At 39.7% G+C, this 18,026-nt stretch carries 19 protein-coding genes; all 19 read right to left on the reverse strand.

Annotated elements, in window-relative coordinates:
* Positions 1–2 precede the first annotated feature (2 nt).
* On the reverse strand, positions 3–233 hold the full coding sequence (locus tag QM928_RS04390) for a phage holin (RefSeq protein ID WP_414294596.1): 231 nt from the start codon (positions 231–233) through the stop codon (positions 3–5).
* Between the two features lie 14 nt (positions 234–247).
* Positions 248–526, reverse strand: coding sequence for a hypothetical protein (locus QM928_RS04395; protein ID WP_006154951.1), 279 nt, complete (start codon positions 524–526; stop codon positions 248–250).
* Between the two features lie 9 nt (positions 527–535).
* Positions 536–1,171, reverse strand: a complete 636-nt coding sequence (locus QM928_RS04400; RefSeq protein WP_414294597.1) for a hypothetical protein — start codon at positions 1,169–1,171, stop codon at positions 536–538.
* Positions 1,161–1,370: a hypothetical protein gene (locus tag QM928_RS04405; protein ID WP_414294598.1), complete on the reverse strand. Its 210-nt coding sequence runs from the start codon at positions 1,368–1,370 to the stop codon at positions 1,161–1,163. The genes QM928_RS04400 and QM928_RS04405 overlap by 11 nt, the downstream gene beginning before the upstream one ends.
* Positions 1,367–6,193, reverse strand: coding sequence for a phage tail spike protein (locus QM928_RS04410; RefSeq protein WP_414294599.1), 4,827 nt, complete (start codon positions 6,191–6,193; stop codon positions 1,367–1,369). The genes QM928_RS04405 and QM928_RS04410 overlap by 4 nt, the downstream gene beginning before the upstream one ends.
* Positions 6,194–6,916: a phage tail protein gene (locus QM928_RS04415; RefSeq protein ID WP_414294600.1), complete on the reverse strand. Its 723-nt coding sequence runs from the start codon at positions 6,914–6,916 to the stop codon at positions 6,194–6,196.
* Positions 6,913–9,651 (reverse strand): phage tail tape measure protein, encoded by a 2,739-nt coding sequence (locus tag QM928_RS04420; RefSeq protein ID WP_414294601.1) that lies wholly within the window; start codon positions 9,649–9,651, stop codon positions 6,913–6,915. The genes QM928_RS04415 and QM928_RS04420 overlap by 4 nt, the downstream gene beginning before the upstream one ends.
* Positions 9,652–9,837: 186 nt before the next feature.
* Positions 9,838–10,314: a hypothetical protein gene (locus QM928_RS04425; protein WP_038804320.1), complete on the reverse strand. Its 477-nt coding sequence runs from the start codon at positions 10,312–10,314 to the stop codon at positions 9,838–9,840.
* A 1-nt stretch (position 10,315) separates the two neighbouring features.
* Positions 10,316–10,984: a phage tail protein gene (locus QM928_RS04430; RefSeq protein ID WP_414294602.1), complete on the reverse strand. Its 669-nt coding sequence runs from the start codon at positions 10,982–10,984 to the stop codon at positions 10,316–10,318.
* Positions 10,985–10,997: 13 nt separating this feature from the next.
* On the reverse strand, positions 10,998–11,342 hold the full coding sequence (locus tag QM928_RS04435) for an HK97 gp10 family phage protein (RefSeq protein ID WP_414294603.1): 345 nt from the start codon (positions 11,340–11,342) through the stop codon (positions 10,998–11,000).
* Positions 11,329–11,676, reverse strand: a complete 348-nt coding sequence (locus QM928_RS04440) for a hypothetical protein (protein WP_001074487.1) — start codon at positions 11,674–11,676, stop codon at positions 11,329–11,331. Before QM928_RS04440 ends, QM928_RS04435 begins: the two co-directional genes overlap by 14 nt.
* On the reverse strand, positions 11,676–11,981 hold the full coding sequence (locus QM928_RS04445) for a head-tail adaptor protein (protein ID WP_414294604.1): 306 nt from the start codon (positions 11,979–11,981) through the stop codon (positions 11,676–11,678). Before QM928_RS04445 ends, QM928_RS04440 begins: the two co-directional genes overlap by 1 nt.
* Positions 11,978–12,313, reverse strand: a complete 336-nt coding sequence (locus tag QM928_RS04450) for a hypothetical protein (protein ID WP_414267714.1) — start codon at positions 12,311–12,313, stop codon at positions 11,978–11,980. The genes QM928_RS04445 and QM928_RS04450 overlap by 4 nt, the downstream gene beginning before the upstream one ends.
* A 25-nt stretch (positions 12,314–12,338) precedes the next feature.
* Positions 12,339–13,592 carry a phage major capsid protein gene (locus QM928_RS04455; protein WP_414294605.1) on the reverse strand — a complete coding sequence of 418 codons (1,254 nt, stop codon included), beginning with the start codon at positions 13,590–13,592 and terminating at the stop codon, positions 12,339–12,341.
* A gap of 13 nt (positions 13,593–13,605) precedes the next feature.
* Complete coding sequence (locus QM928_RS04460; protein ID WP_050253681.1) at positions 13,606–14,148, reverse strand: HK97 family phage prohead protease; 543 nt, start codon at positions 14,146–14,148, stop codon at positions 13,606–13,608.
* A gap of 46 nt (positions 14,149–14,194) precedes the next feature.
* Positions 14,195–15,337: a phage portal protein gene (locus QM928_RS04465; RefSeq protein WP_414294606.1), complete on the reverse strand. Its 1,143-nt coding sequence runs from the start codon at positions 15,335–15,337 to the stop codon at positions 14,195–14,197.
* An 8-nt stretch (positions 15,338–15,345) separates the two neighbouring features.
* Positions 15,346–17,058 (reverse strand): terminase TerL endonuclease subunit, encoded by a 1,713-nt coding sequence (locus tag QM928_RS04470; protein WP_414294607.1) that lies wholly within the window; start codon positions 17,056–17,058, stop codon positions 15,346–15,348.
* Positions 17,051–17,536 (reverse strand): hypothetical protein, encoded by a 486-nt coding sequence (locus QM928_RS04475; RefSeq protein ID WP_000601030.1) that lies wholly within the window; start codon positions 17,534–17,536, stop codon positions 17,051–17,053. Before QM928_RS04475 ends, QM928_RS04470 begins: the two co-directional genes overlap by 8 nt.
* Before the next feature lie 137 nt (positions 17,537–17,673).
* Positions 17,674–17,991: an HNH endonuclease gene (locus QM928_RS04480; protein WP_414294608.1), complete on the reverse strand. Its 318-nt coding sequence runs from the start codon at positions 17,989–17,991 to the stop codon at positions 17,674–17,676.
* Positions 17,992–18,026 lie beyond the last annotated feature (35 nt).

Here is an 18,026-nt window from a genome sequence, read left to right on the forward strand (position 1 = left end):
GTCTAGTCCTCTCTTGGTTCGTAATATTCTAACGCACGTTTGCTGTCTGTAATCCCTGCGGTTGTTGGGTCGTTAACAACACCAATCAATACAAGGATGTAAACGAATGTGTTCACACCGTCTTGGATATTTTTGGGAATTTCAAGACCGAATTGTTGAACCATCAAGAAGATTGCCCCCAAAAGGGCAATAAGTGTTGCTTTATTTTGCAAACGCAATTTCCAGTTAATCATGTACATTTCTCCTTTTATTGTTTGTTTTGAATTAAATTTTTAAGCTCTCTTACGTCTTCACCAAGTGATTTCACTTGCTCAGCTAGTACTAAGATAGCCTTATTCTGTTCATCGTGGTTATCGAGCCGCTTGTTGGCTGATGTCTTGAATTCGTTCAGATTTTCGATATCTTTCTCTAAAATCGTAAGACGATTCTCTTGTTTGGTTGCTTTATCTTTCATCGAAAAATAAAGACCAATCACAGGGATAAGGGTGATGAAGATCTGTACGAGAAATCGTTCATATCCTGGCATACACACCTCCTACTCTTTCCCTTCAAATTTCCAAGCGACACCCGTTCCGTTTTGTTCCAAAGTACCATTTGTCACAAATGCGCTGACAGGCTCACCATTATAGGTAAATTCCTTGTTAAGTTGAACCAAGATGCGCTTCCCTTCACCATTGACCTCTACGTGTTCAGGGTCTTCAATGGTAATCAAGTCATGTGGTAAGTAAGTCTTACCAACTTCAGCTAGTGGAATCAACTCAATTAGCTCTTTGTAGGTCGTTCCATAACTAATATTCTTGCTCATGACAGAGTTCAACACAAGAACATGGATGACCTTCTGATTCACTTTCGAATTCTCTTCAGTCTGCTTAATAAGAGCTGCAAGCTTGTTCTGTTCACTCTCGTTTTGTGCAATCTTCTGATTGGCCTGTTCAAGTTGCGCCTGTGCTTTGACGATGGCGCTTCCTGGATCTAATTCTGCCTTCAGGATATCCATCACAGCTTGAATCAAGACGTCTTCTTGGTCTTGTGTACGGTCACCAGCCAATTCCCGCTGGTTAGTGCTATAACGATTCCCGTCTTGCAAACGGATTTCTACAACGGTTGTAACATTGTCTCCAAAACCACGAGTATAAGGTTTGGTCGCTAGTTCGTAATTGTTAATTGCCATTTGTCATTTGTCCTTTCACTTCTTCAAATTTCGCCTTGAGTTCTTCATCAGATTCGATGATTCGTTTCATCTGCTCAAGTTCCATCGCAGTTACTGTGTAGAGGGCTTCTAGCGTAGCTGATTGAGTGGCTTCATTACCGACTCTCTCACTTAGTGATTTAATTGTTAAGGTGCTGATTTGTTTGTCTTGTTCGTTCATGCTGTTTTCTCCAATTTTTTTATTTTTTGATTGAGCTCTTGGATAGCCTTGATAAGATAAGGTACAAGAGCAAATGTGTTGTAAGAGTATGCGCCGTCGGGATTCTCGTAAAACGCTTCAGGAGCGTACTTCTGGACATCCTGAGCCATGATACCGCAAGAAATGTCCTCAATTTTGCCATCGTATTCTTTGCGATAGCTGTACGTCTTCAGATTTTTGACTACATCGAGACCTGAGACTGTACTGACTTCGATATTGTGCTTATATCGACGATCCGAAATCTCCTTATTCATCGGGATCCAGTCGTAACCTGAACCGCTGTAATAAAGGTAAAGATAGTTATTCGAAGGCTCAAAATTTGAGTATTTAGACGAGTGAATCCAGTACCCGGATTTTCCTGAATTCTCATTGTTGTAGTAAATGTGACCAGTTACACGGAGATTCCCGTGGATGACTGGCGTGTTCCAAAATTCTGCTGTATTATAACAATACATCTTACCGTTGTTTTTGACGTACCAAGCATAATCACCAGGATAGCCCCAATTATTACCCCAATTGACCCACAAAGCCGTTTGTGACCATTGGCCAGATCCATTACTCATACCGACCGAAAATTGGTTTTGACCAGTGATCCAGTACACCGACGAATCTTTCTCATGTGTACCAATCTGGAATCCACCAATACGACCCTTGTAACCTTCGAGCAAGGTCGCTGTAACTACGACTGACCGCAATTTATTGATAAAGGCTTCTTTAGCAGCAAGCGTATCTGTGAAGATATCACTTGAGACGAACCGTCTTGCCATGGCAATATCCATGACCAACTTATCTGCCGTGATAGAGTTAGATCTAATGATGTCTGAATTGAGCGTTCCAACACTGGCATCACCTACGAACAATCGTTTGAAGTAACCCTGAATAGCCGTGAGTTCGTCCAGCAAGGTCTTACCCTTTAATCGAATCTTTTCAGCCTCAATCAAAATTTGATTGGTTGTCGCATTGATTTGCGAAACAATAGCCCCTGCATTCGTCAGATTTTGAACCGACCATGAGCCATCCAACTGTCTTTGGACGGTTTTCACAGCTTCAAGAGCATCATTTGGTGCTACTGAGTAATCAGATGGAGCTGAGCCCTTTTCTACTTTTATCAAACCATCATCGTACATACGAGCTGAGAATCTGACGAAATAAGCATTCGTTGGTACAGTGATTTGATTGATGTTGTGTTGTTTGCCTACAGTTGTTTTATAAGCATTTAAGCCTGGTTTACGGTTATCAATAGGATTTTTATTTTTATCGAAAAATTGCCAAGCGGTCCAAGCCATTCCATTATCGGGAAGAGTTACCCAATGCTGAAAAATGATGTTTTCGTTTGGTTCTACGGAAATAAAATCGGATGTGATTTCTTTTTGTGTACTATTCGCAGCATAAATGGTCCCAGCATTCCCTAAGTATCCTTTCGTTGCGGTCGAACTCAAAAATAAATTTCGATGATTTTCAAAGACCTTACTAACCTCAACCTGGAACAGCTGATTGGTCATAGCCATACGAGCGATATTGTTGGCAATTCCATTATCTGTATTGCCCAGAATACGCTCGTAGAGTTGGCTAGTTTCCTTAACTCGCTGGAAGTCAGTCTGATTAGCCTTACCAGAAATCAATGAAGTGATTTCTGTGAATCTGCCATCAACTGATTGCTTGTAGTTGACAATCTGAGTCGCTATCGTGCCATTTTTGGGGTTGGTAATAACTTCAAACCTACGCTCAATGCCTCTTACATCCTCTTGATAAGTAGCCTTACCAACAAAATCACGATTGACAAGCTCACGGACTGCTGTCGCTTGTTTAGCGCTTTCCTCACGGGTATAACGCTGTAAAGCTTCCTGTCGCTGACCGTCTTTATTGACATATTCTTGAATAGCTGATAAGTCGGTTCGTAATCCCTGAGCTGTTCGCTCAAAGGTAGCCTTAGCTTCAGTGATAAGGCCGTCAGTGTCTTCAATCGATGGACTCCAGTCGGTAGCTAGAGTACCTTTTTCAAATTTAACATTTCGAATTGAAATATTATTGTCTCCTGCATGGTCGTAAATAGCCATGGCACCTTTTGCATACGCAGGATTAGTACCACCTTGAACAACCTTCCCAGTAAAAGAATATCTTTTCCATTCTTTTGACGGATTGAAAAATGTATCAACCCCTATCCCCAATCCATTTCGTTGATAGTGATAAAAGTGAAGTTGTCTGACTGTACCAGTTTCGTTGATTTTTAAATCAAATGAAAAAGTCCAATCTTGTCCGATGTTATCAGCAGTTAAATAAGGATATATGTTAAATTGAATAAAGCGTGGGCGTGTAACTAACTTGTCAGAGTTTAGATAATAGTTTCTACCACCGATTCGCAATCCGGAAAATTCTTCTCGCAATTTCCCTGCTTCAGCCACGACCAGAGTCTTATCTGCCTTGTCCTTAGTTGCGTTCAGGATTTCCTGACGAATTGAGCTAGCCCGCACCTCAAATTCAGCCATACTCAATTTCTGGTCCAGCTTATTCTGCGTGCTTGTTTCCAAACTCTTCACGGACTGCCTGATATTTTCAGCAGTCACGTTGAGTGAGCTTATATCCGCCTTGGTTCTCAACCCTTCAGTAAGACGGCTCACCCCAGCATCAAGCGCATCAGCACGCTGTCTGAAGTTGGATTCAACTGCTGACACACGGTCTTCCTGGTCTTCATACGCTGGTTGATAGGCTGGAAAATAATTGCCAACCGATAACATAGCATTCTCAATGACGACCTGCAAACCAGCTGGAAAGCCGTAATTCGTCCCAAAACGTATGAATACATTATTAGTCTGATAGGTTTCAGAAGAGCCAGACAAGTCAATTGTGAACTCAAAATGTTGACGTTCGGTAGTCCCACCTTTAAACGTGAGTTTATAGCCATACCACGGATGGGCGCTAAAGTGAACATTGGCTTGTGTATCACTGGATAAGGCAACAGGGAAAGTCACATCAAATGATAAGCGGACATAATCACGCTTGAACCTATCACCGTTCTTCCAGAAATCAGGTACTATGAATGTTCGGTAGTCGTATATCGCTTGATCTCCTATGGTAAACGTCCTTGAACGCGAATTCCTGAAATAATTCCGTGAACTACCTGCTTGCACACTCGCTATCCGACTAGCTAGTTCATCGGCTGTCTGCACAAGCTCTGACTTACTAGCCTTACCATCAGCCACGTTGGCCAGTTCTGCCAGCCTACGAGTCGTCGACTCTTCATAGGTAGCTTGCGCTGACTTCACACCAGCCAGTTCTTTTTTTGTCTGAACAAGTGCTTCAACTTGCTTGGCAATCTCGGTCTCAACCTTCGCTTGCTTCGGTCGAATATCGTTTGCGATGGTTCGTTTCAGAACATCCAAATCGCCCGACAGAGCTATCTGAGCGCTCGTAGCCTGTCTTTTGAACTCTTCAAGCTTGGCAACAGAATCCAACCCAATCCGCTTCGCTTCCTGGGCGAGTAAGCTGCTGGCGCCAGCGTTTCTCAAGGCTTCTTCAGCTCTACGTTTAGCATCTTGTAAAGGACCATTTTCAAAACTACTAAATCGCTGGTCGATGGTGTCAGACAGTTCTTGCTTGACTTCTTCGGCTTTAGCTCTGGCAAGTTCGATACCGTCCGCAATTTCTTGTCTTAACAATTCAGCTTGGTGATCAAAGCCTAAGTCTGTATTTTGAAGAGCCTTTTCTAGGGCGATTTCTTGTGCAGATTCTGTTACTCCAAGGATGGCATCCGCTGCGCTAGATAGCCCACCAGAAGCTCTAGAACCACCAGTGCCTGCCTTATCATCGAAAGTCAGAGAGATGTATTCTTCTTTTAAGGCATCGAACTCATAAGCAATAGCTTTCTTGAATGCATCGACATTATGTTTCCAACTCTTGAGATTGACCGTATCACCCATGTTAACAACTTGCCCATCAAGTTCATAAGCTTCAATTTTGATAGCATCAGAGACCTTGTCAATGCCTTGATTTGTAAATTTAGCCTGTGCCCACTTCTGCAACTCTTCGACAGTTTTAGCATTGTTGTTCTCATACTCTTTTTCATTGATATAAGGGTATGAGTTGATAAGAGGACTATCAACAGTCACTCTGATAGTCGTTTCTTTTTCAGCACCTTCAGGTTTAAAAGTCGATTTAGCATGGATTCTTGTGATAACATTCTGACTGTTTTTTGTGCGTTGGTAGTCCTTCAGATTCTTGTGTGTCGTGATAACAACACCACGATTCTCGCCACGGCTCTTCTTGACAGTCATTGCGAAGTTATCACGAACCAGCTCGCCTTCCCATGTCCCGACGATACTATGCTTGCCATCAAGCAATACAGAGTAGAGAGTTTCTGTTTCAGTCGTATTGAAGGTCCTACGGTCCTGGATGTCACTATTGAAAGAAAAATCACCCAAAGCTGTTTTGGTGTTTTGAACCATGCGAGAAAGAACCATGCCACAGCTCTGACTAGTCACGCTCACTGGTGTGATAGAACGTTGCATCACATCGTCTGAAATGTGATAGGCTGTGATTTCCAGATGGTCATTGTTCTCAACAGGTTTCTTGATGCGAAATAGCTGCGCACCAAGAACAGGAGTCGGCGCTTTTATCAGCATATCTTCTTGGATGAGCTGATAAATACCAGAGTCAGAAATAGGATATTTCAGAGTTAAGGTGAAATCGCCATTCATGGTCTCTTTAACAATAGCTGAAGTCGCTTCATGAAGTGGCTCCCCGTTCCATTGAACAGTTCTTACATCTTTATTAAGTAGATAAAGCAATTATGCCCACCCCCAAACCGTCTCAATTTCAAGCGATTGAATACCTGAGCCTAGAACAACCCCAACATTCTTCACTTTCGCTGGATCAACTGTGATAAAATCCCCTGACCATTTCACTGGCTTCCCTGTTGTCGTTTTAAAGCTAGGGTTGTCAGGATTATTGACCATCACAAGCGACTCAGCAAGCCTTTCAAGCCTAATGACCTGACCAGCAATTGTAAATGAAGTCTCAGAAGCGCTCTGGCCAACGATTGTGATTTTAGGAAATGCAAGAGCAGAACCTTGAACGGTCAAAGTCCCACTTCTTGTCAATCTCTGCGTGTCAGTGGTTTTGAAGTATTTTGTAGGGTGGCAAGTGAATTTCACATCTACCGTCCATGCACCAAAATCATCTTTAATAATTTTGAAATCATCCACTTTATAACACCAATATTTCACGCTTGGCTCTTGTTCATTTTCCAACCAAAATTTTTCACGATTTAACAGAGAAGAAAAACGGTATAAGTCTTCATCTGTTGGGTTAATCAAGCTGATGTGGTAGCTTTTTTCAATCAACCTACGATGCCTATTTGATTGAACAATTGCACCACTGATCCCATCATGTTCTAAAAGACTAGTTTTTGAAGAGGATACGATGACTTGTGGTCGTGTTTCAACCAGAATCTCACATTTGAATGATGATGTTTTCACTCCGTCAATGGTTAACTCATTAATTTTTGTCATGCGAAACCTCCTCTCAAATTAGTTTTTCTTTGTAGTTCTTCAGCAATACGTGTTCCGACTGCATCAGCTAGTCTATTCAAATCCGCTTCTTCTCGGATGGTCACACCTGAGAAGTTGACATTGATGCTATTCGATGTATTCATCGTATTAGCAATACTTTGTCCAATGGCACCAAGAGTTGACTTATTGAGTGGAAGGATTGCTTCTGCACCAGCTTCTCCACCAACCATTGCTCTATTCCCATTCATTCCAAATAAAGTTGGTTTGGTCATGATACCACCCTTCGCATACCACTCAATACCGATGCTTGGAACGCCCTGACTTAACCAGTCCAATGGATTGGCTGAACCACTTACATAGAAGTGTGGTAATGGAATATGTGGCCAACTGATATTGAAATTGAATAGATTCTTAATAGCTTCGATAGCGTTAGATACTGCATTTTTAGCACCATCAATAGCATTTGAAATAGTTGATTTGATAGAGTTCCAAATACTGCTAGCAGTGGATAAGATACCATTAAAAATTCCTGAAATCGTGCTACCCAAATTATTAAACAAATTTGACCCGGTTGAGACCAGGCCAGACCATAAATTGGAAAGGGTAGAAGTAAAACTTGACCACAGTGACTGAGCTCCTGAAATCAAACTTGAGAAAATATTGGACAAGATGCTAGTAAAGCTAGACCATAAAGACTGTCCAGTTGAGACTACTGAAGACCAAATTTCAGAAAGCCAAGCAGTGAAACTTGACCACGCTGTAGTAGCAGTCGTGACAATATTAGTCCACAATTCAGAAAGCCAAGCGGCGAAAGCATCCCACGTCGACTGAAGCCATTCAGATATAGTCCCCCAGTTCATGATGGCCTGAATGATGAGTGTAATAGCGGCAATAGCAGTAACTATTGCCGCTACGACAATTCCGACAGGCGCACCTATTGCACCTATAGCAATGACTAGCGGTGCTATTGCACCAAGCAGTAGCATTACAGCAGTTGTAACGAGGCCAAGAATCACGATAGTCTGTTGATCAGTTTCATTTAAGCTGGTAAACCAATTCACAGCAGATTCAAGTATGCCCATCAAAGGTTCTAAAGCTGGTATAACAGTCTCAAGTAGTGTACCACCTATCTCACCAAGCCCTTCTTTCGCTTTGTTGGAATAGGTTGTTAGTTTATCAATCGGATCTATTGTCTCATCAAATGTTGTTGCTACAGTTCCTGATGAGTTTTGTGCTGCTTCAGCTAAATCATTAAAACTAAATGCTCCGCGTTGGATAGCATCCACCATTTTAGGAGCGGCTCTATTTCCGAAAACTTCAGAAGCAATCCTTATTGCTTCTGTCTTACTAGTAGCGTTCTGAATTGCATTGACAGTCTCGTTCAACCCCTCAGTCAATGTCTTTCCGTCTTTAGCATAGTTTACTGTAGCCTTTGAAAGTGAAGCTAAAGCTGCAGAAGAGTCAATCCCACTTTTTTCAAATCTACCAATTAATGTAGCCCCCTCTTCAAAAGATAATCCCAGCATCTTAATCTGTGGAGCTCCATCGATTGCTTTTTGAAAGATAGAGTCATAAGATTGACCAGTATCCTGGCCGACCTTTGTTACTGAGTCCAATACTCTCGCTAGATCCTCATTAGATAAACCGTAAGCATCAATTGCTTTCTTGGCATTTATTGCGGAATTTGAAATATCTTCTCCAGTTATTTTCGAATATTTCAATAGGTACTCTGCTGCAGATTGCAAAGTATCTCCAGTGAGTCCAAATTGTGTATTTAACTCACCAACTGCGTCAGCAGATTCTTGAAATGTAGCCGATGGTAAGGATGTAGCGATTCCTTTTGCAATGTCCTGAAGTCCTAACAAGGCTTCGCCAGTCAATCCAGTCTTCGTCGTAACAGTATCCATCGCTTCGTCGATTTCAGACCATGCATCTACTGTTTTTTTACCAGCATCAACCATTTTTTGACCTAGTTGTCCTGCCTTTTCAGCAACGTTCATCATTACATCAGCTTTTAAGTATCCTGTAGCTTCCTTGATGTTTCCTGTTGCTGAACGGCTCGAATCCCCTAGATTCCCCATGGCTTTATCTATCTTTAAAACCTCAACTTCTGCTTGCCCAATTTCATTTTGAAGTTGTCGCCATTCCTCTGTTCCGATTTTTTCCTTTCCTAATTCCTCTTGTTTCCGTTTCAACTCCTGGACCTTATCCTTGGCTAATGAAGATTGTTTACCTAATAACTTCATTTTTTCTTCGGACAACTCTACATTTTTAGGATCTAATTCGAGCTTCTGGTTGACGATATCAAGTTCTTTTGCAACATTGTTGATTTCTTTGTTGAGATTTAAAATAGACTTTGGATTTCCTACATCTTCGATATGTTTTTTGGTTGAATTCATTGCCTGGTCAACAACCTTCATCTGTGATTCAACTTTAGAAATTTCAAGTTGAAGCTTATTCCACTGTGCTGAACCAACTTCAGATTCTCCCAGTTCCTTTTGTTGCTTTTTGAGTTCAACAATTTTCATAGCGCCAACACGAGCTTGTTCCTGTAAGTTGAGCAACTTACGATTCAGCAAGTCGACATTGTCTGGATCCATCTTCAATTCTCTGTTGATGTTGTTGAAATCTTTTTTCAAACTAGATAAAGCATTGTTGATACCTTTTACAGACCTGTCAAATTCAACAGTATTAGCACCAAATTTGACGTATAAGCCTTCAAATGTTTCAGCCATAGATTTCCTCCTTTCAATTTTAGTCAGACATTACATTTAGTAATTCTGCGTTAGATAAAGTTTTCTTCTCATTTTCATTGATACTCATCTGATGTAGTGTTCCCATCAGATAATTAAAGTGTTGACTTTCTGCCCAAAAAACATCCATCCGATTTTCAAAAACAACCTTATAAATTTTTTCAGAAGTTATGACTTCTGTTGAGGCTTTTTTCTATCTTGAGGAACCTTTGCTCTGCTTCGGTTAAATTCATAAAAGAGGTCTGAGAAAAAACCAATATCAATCAAATCACCAAACCAAGGAGCAAGAGAGGCTGTTTCAGCAGTCAGCTCATTCTGTACAAAGCGACCATTCTCAACCTCACCGTACAGACATGGGATAACTTCAGTTAGGAAGTTCATGAAATCTGGCTCCATAAGTAATGGCATTAGTTTGACCTTTTCTTCATCAGTTAAAGCAGATAAGCGACCATTTACACCAGTTGCAAGTGCAAGCTGTGTGTAAGCTGTGAGTGCTTTCTGGTTGTCATCAAAGAAGTTGCGACCTGTTCGCTGTTCATACATCTTGATAGCTGGTAAAGAGTAAAGAAAGCGCACTGTTTCAGTGTGCTCTCTTTCTTCACCATAACTATCAAACGCTGTGAATGATAGTTCTTTTTTAATCATTTTAGCCTCCTGGCACGATGGTTGTTGTTCCTAAAGCTTCATTGATAAAATCAATCAATTTCGTTGGGGTACTTGAAGCGAACAATTTATCAAATTTAGCACGGACAACACCCTTGTCTGTATCACGCCATACAATTTCTGAAACAGGTTTTTTATCTGAATCTAGAATGAAATTGTTAGGTGACGCAGTACATGGAATTTCGATTTCTTTTGGTGTAGCAGAGCTTTCATCTGTTGTAGTGCTGCCTTTTGGAGCTGATGCTTTCACATTGGTCCAGATGTGGAACTCTTCAACCTCAGAACCAAACTCGTCTGTAACTGTTTCAGCATATCCCCAAATGAAATTCGCATTCACACCAGTATCGATGAGCGCTGGAGGAGTTGAATTTGTCAACTTTTTACCCAAGTGATCAATCATGAATTGTTTAGGAATTTGATAAGTCGTAATGGATCCCTCAGTTGATTTCTTACCTTGAAGACGAACGTGCTCCACATTGTCTGCGTAGTATGCATTTGATTCTTGTGAAGTTTCAAAAGATGTTTTTCGCAATCCTGTAAATGGGTATGGTTTTTTTAGATCGAGTGTGCCAGATTCTGTTTTTGAAATCTTAGCAAAGAATCCCATGGCATTACCGTGAGTAACCTCTCGTGTGTCATATTTATAAGTCATTGTGACTCCTTCCTTAATTTGGTCTGATTTTTATTGATTTCATATTATTGAGAAAGATTTCTTTATTTTTGAGATAAGCTGGTCTGATGTGTTCTTGAGGTGCTACAAATCCACCATTTTTTGTTGCGTGGCCATTTTCTAACAAGTGAGCAAGCGACTTCTCTTTCCCATTGTTATATACTACAGCGATATCTTCAATGGTCTCGTGAGTCCATCCCTTTTCATATACTCCGTTTCTTCTAGGACTTCCGTCTCTAATGTCTCCAGCGGTGCTTTTCCCTGCTTTTTCTATGATTTCTAAAACTTGATTCTGGATATCGATTTTTAATGTTGTCACATTAACGCTACCACTTCCCACTTGTGAATACCTCGATTCTGTAGGTTGTAAGTAAATAATCTGTATCAGGCTGTTTTAGATTCAACTGACTAGGTTCACACATAAAATTAGACAACATCAATTCCTCAATGCTATCTAGTTTCTTCTTATGGTAGTGACTGATTTGAATAGTCACTTTTCTCATGTGTACTGTATCATCAGCAGTAATACTACTGCCTGGAGTTAAACGATAGTAAAGAATAACGTTGTCAGGAGAGGACTTTTCCTCACGTTCCATATAGAACACTTTTGATTTTAAAGTGTTTTTTTCTAGGATTTCTTGAATCTCTTGCCTAGTAAAGAACTTCTTAGCCATTATTTCAATTCTCCCAATTCAATTATCGTGTAGTGGCCCTCATCAGATTCAGTTCCAACATTTACCTTGTACTCTTTCCCTTTGTACTTCACGTAGTCTAAGGAATCTGTCACATAGTTAGAACGTATCCGAAATCTTGCTGTCAAAACTTGACCATCTGCTAAAGCTTTATCAAGTCTACGTTGGTAGATCTTCTCTTTTTCAGCTTTGACTTTCTTTTCTACAACTTGTTTTTCAAAAACACCTTTTTCGACCTCTGTACGCTCATCGTAACAAAGGATGATTGATACTCTAGATGATTTCATGATTTAACTCCGTAAATAGCTTTTAATTGATAGAGAATATTTGTCAATTCTTCATCAATCCAGCTCATTGTTGTTGAGTTTCCTGTCATCAAGGATTTATCAAATCTCTGAACACATCTCAAATGTAACCAATCTAAAATTGTTTCTTTATCATCCTCTTCAATCTCATTCCATTCTGTCAATTCGCTTTCTTTATCGATGCGAGTGATAGGAATGTTGTTTCTCGTTAGATATGAAATCCCACTATTTATGTAGCTTAAAAGTTGAGTGTCGAAGATTTCTTCTTCGACATCAACTTCAACCATTTCTTTAATTTGGTTAAGGATTGTCATTTTAGACTCCCCTTTCTATTTAAAATCAACCTTTTGTGAATTTTACAGCTGATTTGTACTGACCAAGTCGGCCACCAAGCACGCTAGCAAGTTCGATATGACGGCGATTCATCGTTACATCATAATCTTCAAAGCGATCAGCAGAGACATCATCACCAATCATCTTATAAGCCTTGTCAGCAAATGCGATAATTGGATTGGTCGCATCTTCCATCCAGTCATAGACATATACTTGGTAACCAGCAATGACATTTCCTGTTTGTGAAATCGGTGCGAATGGTTGTGGATCAATGTAGCGTTTTTCGCCATCCTTAACCATTTTAAGTTTACGAGCAATGGTTTTTGAAGTTACCAAAATTGGAGTTGTATTTGCAGCAAGTTTATCAATCCCTTTGACGAGGTTTTCTAAAACAGTAGTGTCAAATTCTCCGTCAACACTGATTTCTTGTGTATCAAATAGTTGAGCAAGTGTTTCTTCTGCGATAGATTTAATTTCAGTGATTTTGTCATCATCATCACTATTTTTACCATCGCCGATAACAACAGCACGTTCAACTGCACGGATGAATCCTTGTGCTAATTCATTCATCACATAGTTGAAGTAAGCACCTGTTGTATCCTTCTTCAAGTCAGCATACTCAAAACTGTACTTGATGTATACAGCCGCAGAGTTGATTGTATAATCGATAAATACAAAAGATTCATCTTTCTTTATTTTGCCATTCTGATGGCCTTTAGCTTTTGCTTGTTGCGTTTGAAGCGCAACACGTACTGCATAACGAGGATCTTTGGTTACATGATTCAGGATACCGTCGTAATCATTAAATGCATTTTGGATTGCAATCAATACTGGTTCAGGTAAGATCTTGTTAACATCAGTTACACCTTTTTCAACTAGATTTGCTTCCCACGCTTTGCGGGCGCTGTTTGAGCTTCCTTCGTTATCCATGAGGATTCGAGCAAAATCAAGTGCAGCTTCTTTGGTTTTTAAGTATTCCATTTGTGTCTTGCCTTTCTGTACTTCCTTGATAGATTTAGCAGCTTTGTTGAGATTATCCTCTTTTTCTTCAATCTCAACATCTAACTTAGAAATTGTTTTCTTGAGTTCCTCTGCTTTGGGCACCAATTCTTCTGCATCTGATTTCAATTGTGCAAGTTCTTCTTCTCCAATAGTTGCTGACTTCAATTTCTCTTCGATTGAAGCTTTTTTAAATTTGATCTCAGATAACTCATCTGCATGTTTTTGTCGTTCTTCCATCAATTCGACTAGTGTTTTCATTTTTTGCTCCTTTTTAAATTGTTGCAAGTTTACTCATGATATCTTGCTTCATGTTCGCCTGAGCGATTCGCTTGTCAACCACAGACATATCAAATCCCTTAATATTATCAACGGTTGCTTGAGGATTGGCTGGCACAGTCACGACAGATATTTCAAAAATTTCAACTTCTTTAAAAATCCATCCACCGTAAGGTTGCTTAGCGTCAACTGGCTCATAATCATTAATAAAAAATCCAATGCTCAGACTATCCAGTGCCCCCATCTTCATGAGATCATAGGTTTTCTTAGCTTCTGGATCGCTTAGGTTGAATGTTGACCGTGTTCGCAGACCTTTTTCATCTACCGACAGCTCATGCTTACCGATGACACGATTGCGGTCGTGATTTAAGCACATAGGGACGACGGCCTTAGTTTTCAGGGTATTGTCAAAACACCCCTTGGCCATCACATCGCCATCTCTGTCGGTATTGCCATAGGTGGAGGCATAAGCCTCAAAGTGAAAGTCAGCTGACTCTTCCTCAACTGACTTGACGACAAAGGTTTTTAACTTTTCCATAACCTACCTCCTTTCTTAAAATTTCTGCCAACCGCCCACCCTATTTTTAATTACTTTCGCTCGGCTCGATACGGACTGCATTTAGATTGGTTTCGAATACTTCTCCACCTTCATATCCTGGAAGCCCTAGATAGGTTTCACGGAATTCATTTGAATTCATCAAACCTGCGTATTTAGATTTAAATCCACCTTCTACTAGATCCTTGAATGAAATCATGTCAGCCATATCGAAGAAGACCAAGATCTTGTTTCCTTGTGTTCTTGCCGTCTTCGTGAAATATTTTCTATTAATTTCTTCAGAGAATACACGTTGATATAATTTCATGACGCTAGAATAGTAAGCTCTATATTGTTCTTCTGTGTAGTCACAAGTAAACAATTTTTCATTAATCCCATGAGCATGATAAAGTTGAGATTTCAGAAACTCCATTTCTTCTTTAGAAGCGGTTGAGTAATCTTTGTTTAATTCCATAAACTCTTCACCTTGCTCGAGATAGGCAATGCCACCATTTTCAGCAAGTTCCATCATGCTATCAACTCGACTCTTAGCTTGTTTCTTCAAATGTTCATCTGCTGCTTTAGTTGGTAGTTTTAAGAATCCTCTCAACTTTGAATTCCCTCTGCCTAACTTCTCGGTTAACGCATCAAGGTTGATATCAATTAATTCTGTGATTTGGTTTAGTTGACTTGTCACGTTTAATTTAGGATTCTCAAAAACCCAGACATCGCTAAGAGGTAGCTCAATCTCTACATCATCAATCATGATTTCAACTCTCTCTGCAGTCCATGATATTGTTTTCTTTGCAAGCCAAATTTCAATCAGTCGACCATTTTCCCAACGTGGAACAACGACTGCAACACCATCTTTCAGCATAGCTCTTGTTACATTTGCCCAAAATACAACTGGTATTTCAAGAGGATTTGGAGAGAAAGATAAAACATTTGCAAGATCACTATTTTCAAACCACTCCATCTTATCAACTCCTGTCGGATTTCGAGTGATTCTCACATGCTTAAATCGAACTTGTGCAGTATCTGTTGAAATCTTATTGTAGATATTGTCTAAGTAAATCGAATTTCTTCTCCAATAATTCAAATTTCTTTGTAAATAGGTCCTTGTGGTTTTTCTATTACTTGGTCTGAAAATCCTAGCAAAAACCTCTCTTAGATTATTTATATATTTGTTCATTCTTCACCTCAATCAAAGTAATAACTCAAGTCTTCCTTGAAATTTTCGTAGCAGATAAAAGCATCTAGCTGACTAGCAAATACGTCAATCTTTTCTTTTGCTTTTTCTTTATTTGGAAATACATTGTTATTCGCATCTATCTTGACACGAACATTTGCGTGGTTCCAAGTTGCCACAGGATCGTTAAAGATGATTTTCCCCATCTTAGCTTTTTCTTTATACACTTTTAAAGGATTAGATAAGCTCTTGACCGTTTGTGGAATGTCGTGACATATATCTCCGTAGTAGTCATTAATTAAGCGGATAAGCTCTTTTGCATTCCAGCGGTCATATCCGACTGCAACTGGTAAGATTCTATTCTCACTCATAAACTGCCTTAACTCTTCAAAGATATAAGCTTGGTCATTGTAGTCCAACTCATGAACATGAAGCTGTCCACTAAGCTCCCACTCAGCGTATTTGTCCCTCAGTTCTTTCGGAAGTCCTTCAATCGTATGACGTGGCATGAATTTCTTGTTCAAATACTGACGCTCTTCGCCACGCACCACCATAAATGAGACCGAACAAATGTCATTGACATCCGACAAGTCAACACCAAGTACACAGCGAGCACTCCGTTCCTCATTTCCGACAAACAAACTCTTATCAAACTTATCTGACCAACCCTTACACTCTTCATTACTGAAGTAAGCAAGATAGTTATTAACAGGGAGATTAAATGTTTTAGCCATCAGCTCAGCCTGTTGTGCTGGATCATTCTTGCTCATTTCAATATCCTTGGCAATCGTCTCCTTCTCAGTCGTTATACCGAGTAAAGGCATAGCTTTCTGCCACATATCTGGATTGTGAATTTCAGAAACATCATCCAGCTGATAAATCCAAGGCATGACCGAATCATTGACAATCTTTTCATCAAGAATATCTACCCAGATGTTGTAATACTTATCAAAAAGCTTGTCCCGTTTCGTCCCATTGGTGGAGATGTACCAGGTTATCCAATTTTTTCGCTTACGACTCGAACCATCATTCACAACCTTGATGAAGTCATCATCATAAGTGTGCACTTCATCAAAAATATTGTAGTGAGCATTAGTACCATCAAGGCTTTCATAGTCGGAAGTCTTGATTGACATAAGACTATTAGTTGTCTCGTACAAGATACCTTGTTTAGTTGACCGTAGTATGTCAGCCTCACGCATATAGTGTAGTAAGCTCTCTTCGTTCGACAGCATAGCTCTAGAAGCATTAAACAGATAGCCAGCTTGTTCACGACTGTAAGCTAGAAGCTGAATATCAGCACCCCACTCACCGTCAATAATCTGACCAACCTCACCAATGGCAGAACCAAGGGTGGTTTTTCCTGTACCACGAGGTACAATAATAGGCACCTCATGAATGAGACGCCTTTCTTCAAAATCTTTATATTCTTCAAGTGTATCGGGATCTGTTTTTGTAACTTCAACTGTATGATAAAAACCCCACGTTGTTTCTAGCCAGACCTTCTGAGGCAAAGCCAAGCGTAACTTTCCAGCAAGACCTTTAGTGTTGCTGCACTCTTCCTCAATGAACTCAATCCGTTTGTCAGCTTCTTCTTGTTTAAAGATGTATTGCTCCTTGTACCTCTCTACTCGTTTAATCGACTTCATCGTAAGTTCACAAACGTGAATCTTACCTGAGTAGACCAGCTGAGCATATTTATCAAAATATTTCATCTCAACCATATCGAGCCAACTTCTCCTGAATCATTTCTTTGAGACTGTCACCCTGTGGACTTTGCTTTTCAATCGTTGACATAATCTGCATGTTTAGCTTTTGATACTTTTCCATTCCATCAAGTAAATACTTATCAGGTAGCTCACCGTCATTGATGACTTTATTGATTTCCAATTGGAAATTTTCAATCACTTTTTGATTATGATTGTATTGAGTTTTAAGATTTTTCAAACCTACTGAATCATTGTCATTGATTTCAAGCATTTTTTCTTTTGGAATCAACTTGAAAGTCTTACGAGATAGCTCGACACGTTCCTCTCTTGTATACTTTTGCCGTTGATTTGCAAGCTTTTCTAACTCTTTGAACTGACTTTTTGTGATATTCGACCGAGTTTCTTCAAATATGCCTAGCTTTTTTCGATACCTGGTGAGGGTAGCACGACTTATTCCTAGCTTTTCTAAAACTTCATTGATTTTCAAAATCATGCTCCTTTCTTGTATCAATTTTCGTCATTTTTGGGGGAGAGGTATATAAGAGGATTGACACCGTTATTATTTTATGTGTGTGAAAATTTAAAATAGGGGGGATCTGATAAAAATCAAAAATTCAAAAAAATAAAAAATCAAAATAAATTAATATTCCGATTTTCTAAATTTAAATTTATTTTACTTTGAAATGTTTTTGTATTATGACACTCGAGACAGAGTAATTGCAGATTATCTTCGTTGAGAGTAATAGACTCATCTTGATAATTAGTTTCATCAATCTCTATAATATGGTCAACAATGCTCTTGCCATGAATTAAACGTCCACACATATCGCATCGCATACGCTTTGTTTTTCTGATTCTATTTCTCAGAGTTCTCCAAGGTTTCGAGTTGTAGAATTTAATCTGCCAAGTTCTAAACCAGTCAGAGTGTTTAGGATTCTTGAATGTCATAGCTTGAATGATTCAACTCGGATTTCTTTTGTGTA

This window comes from Streptococcus infantis (assembly GCF_047460405.1).
GTDB lineage: Bacteria > Bacillota > Bacilli > Lactobacillales > Streptococcaceae > Streptococcus > Streptococcus infantis_Q.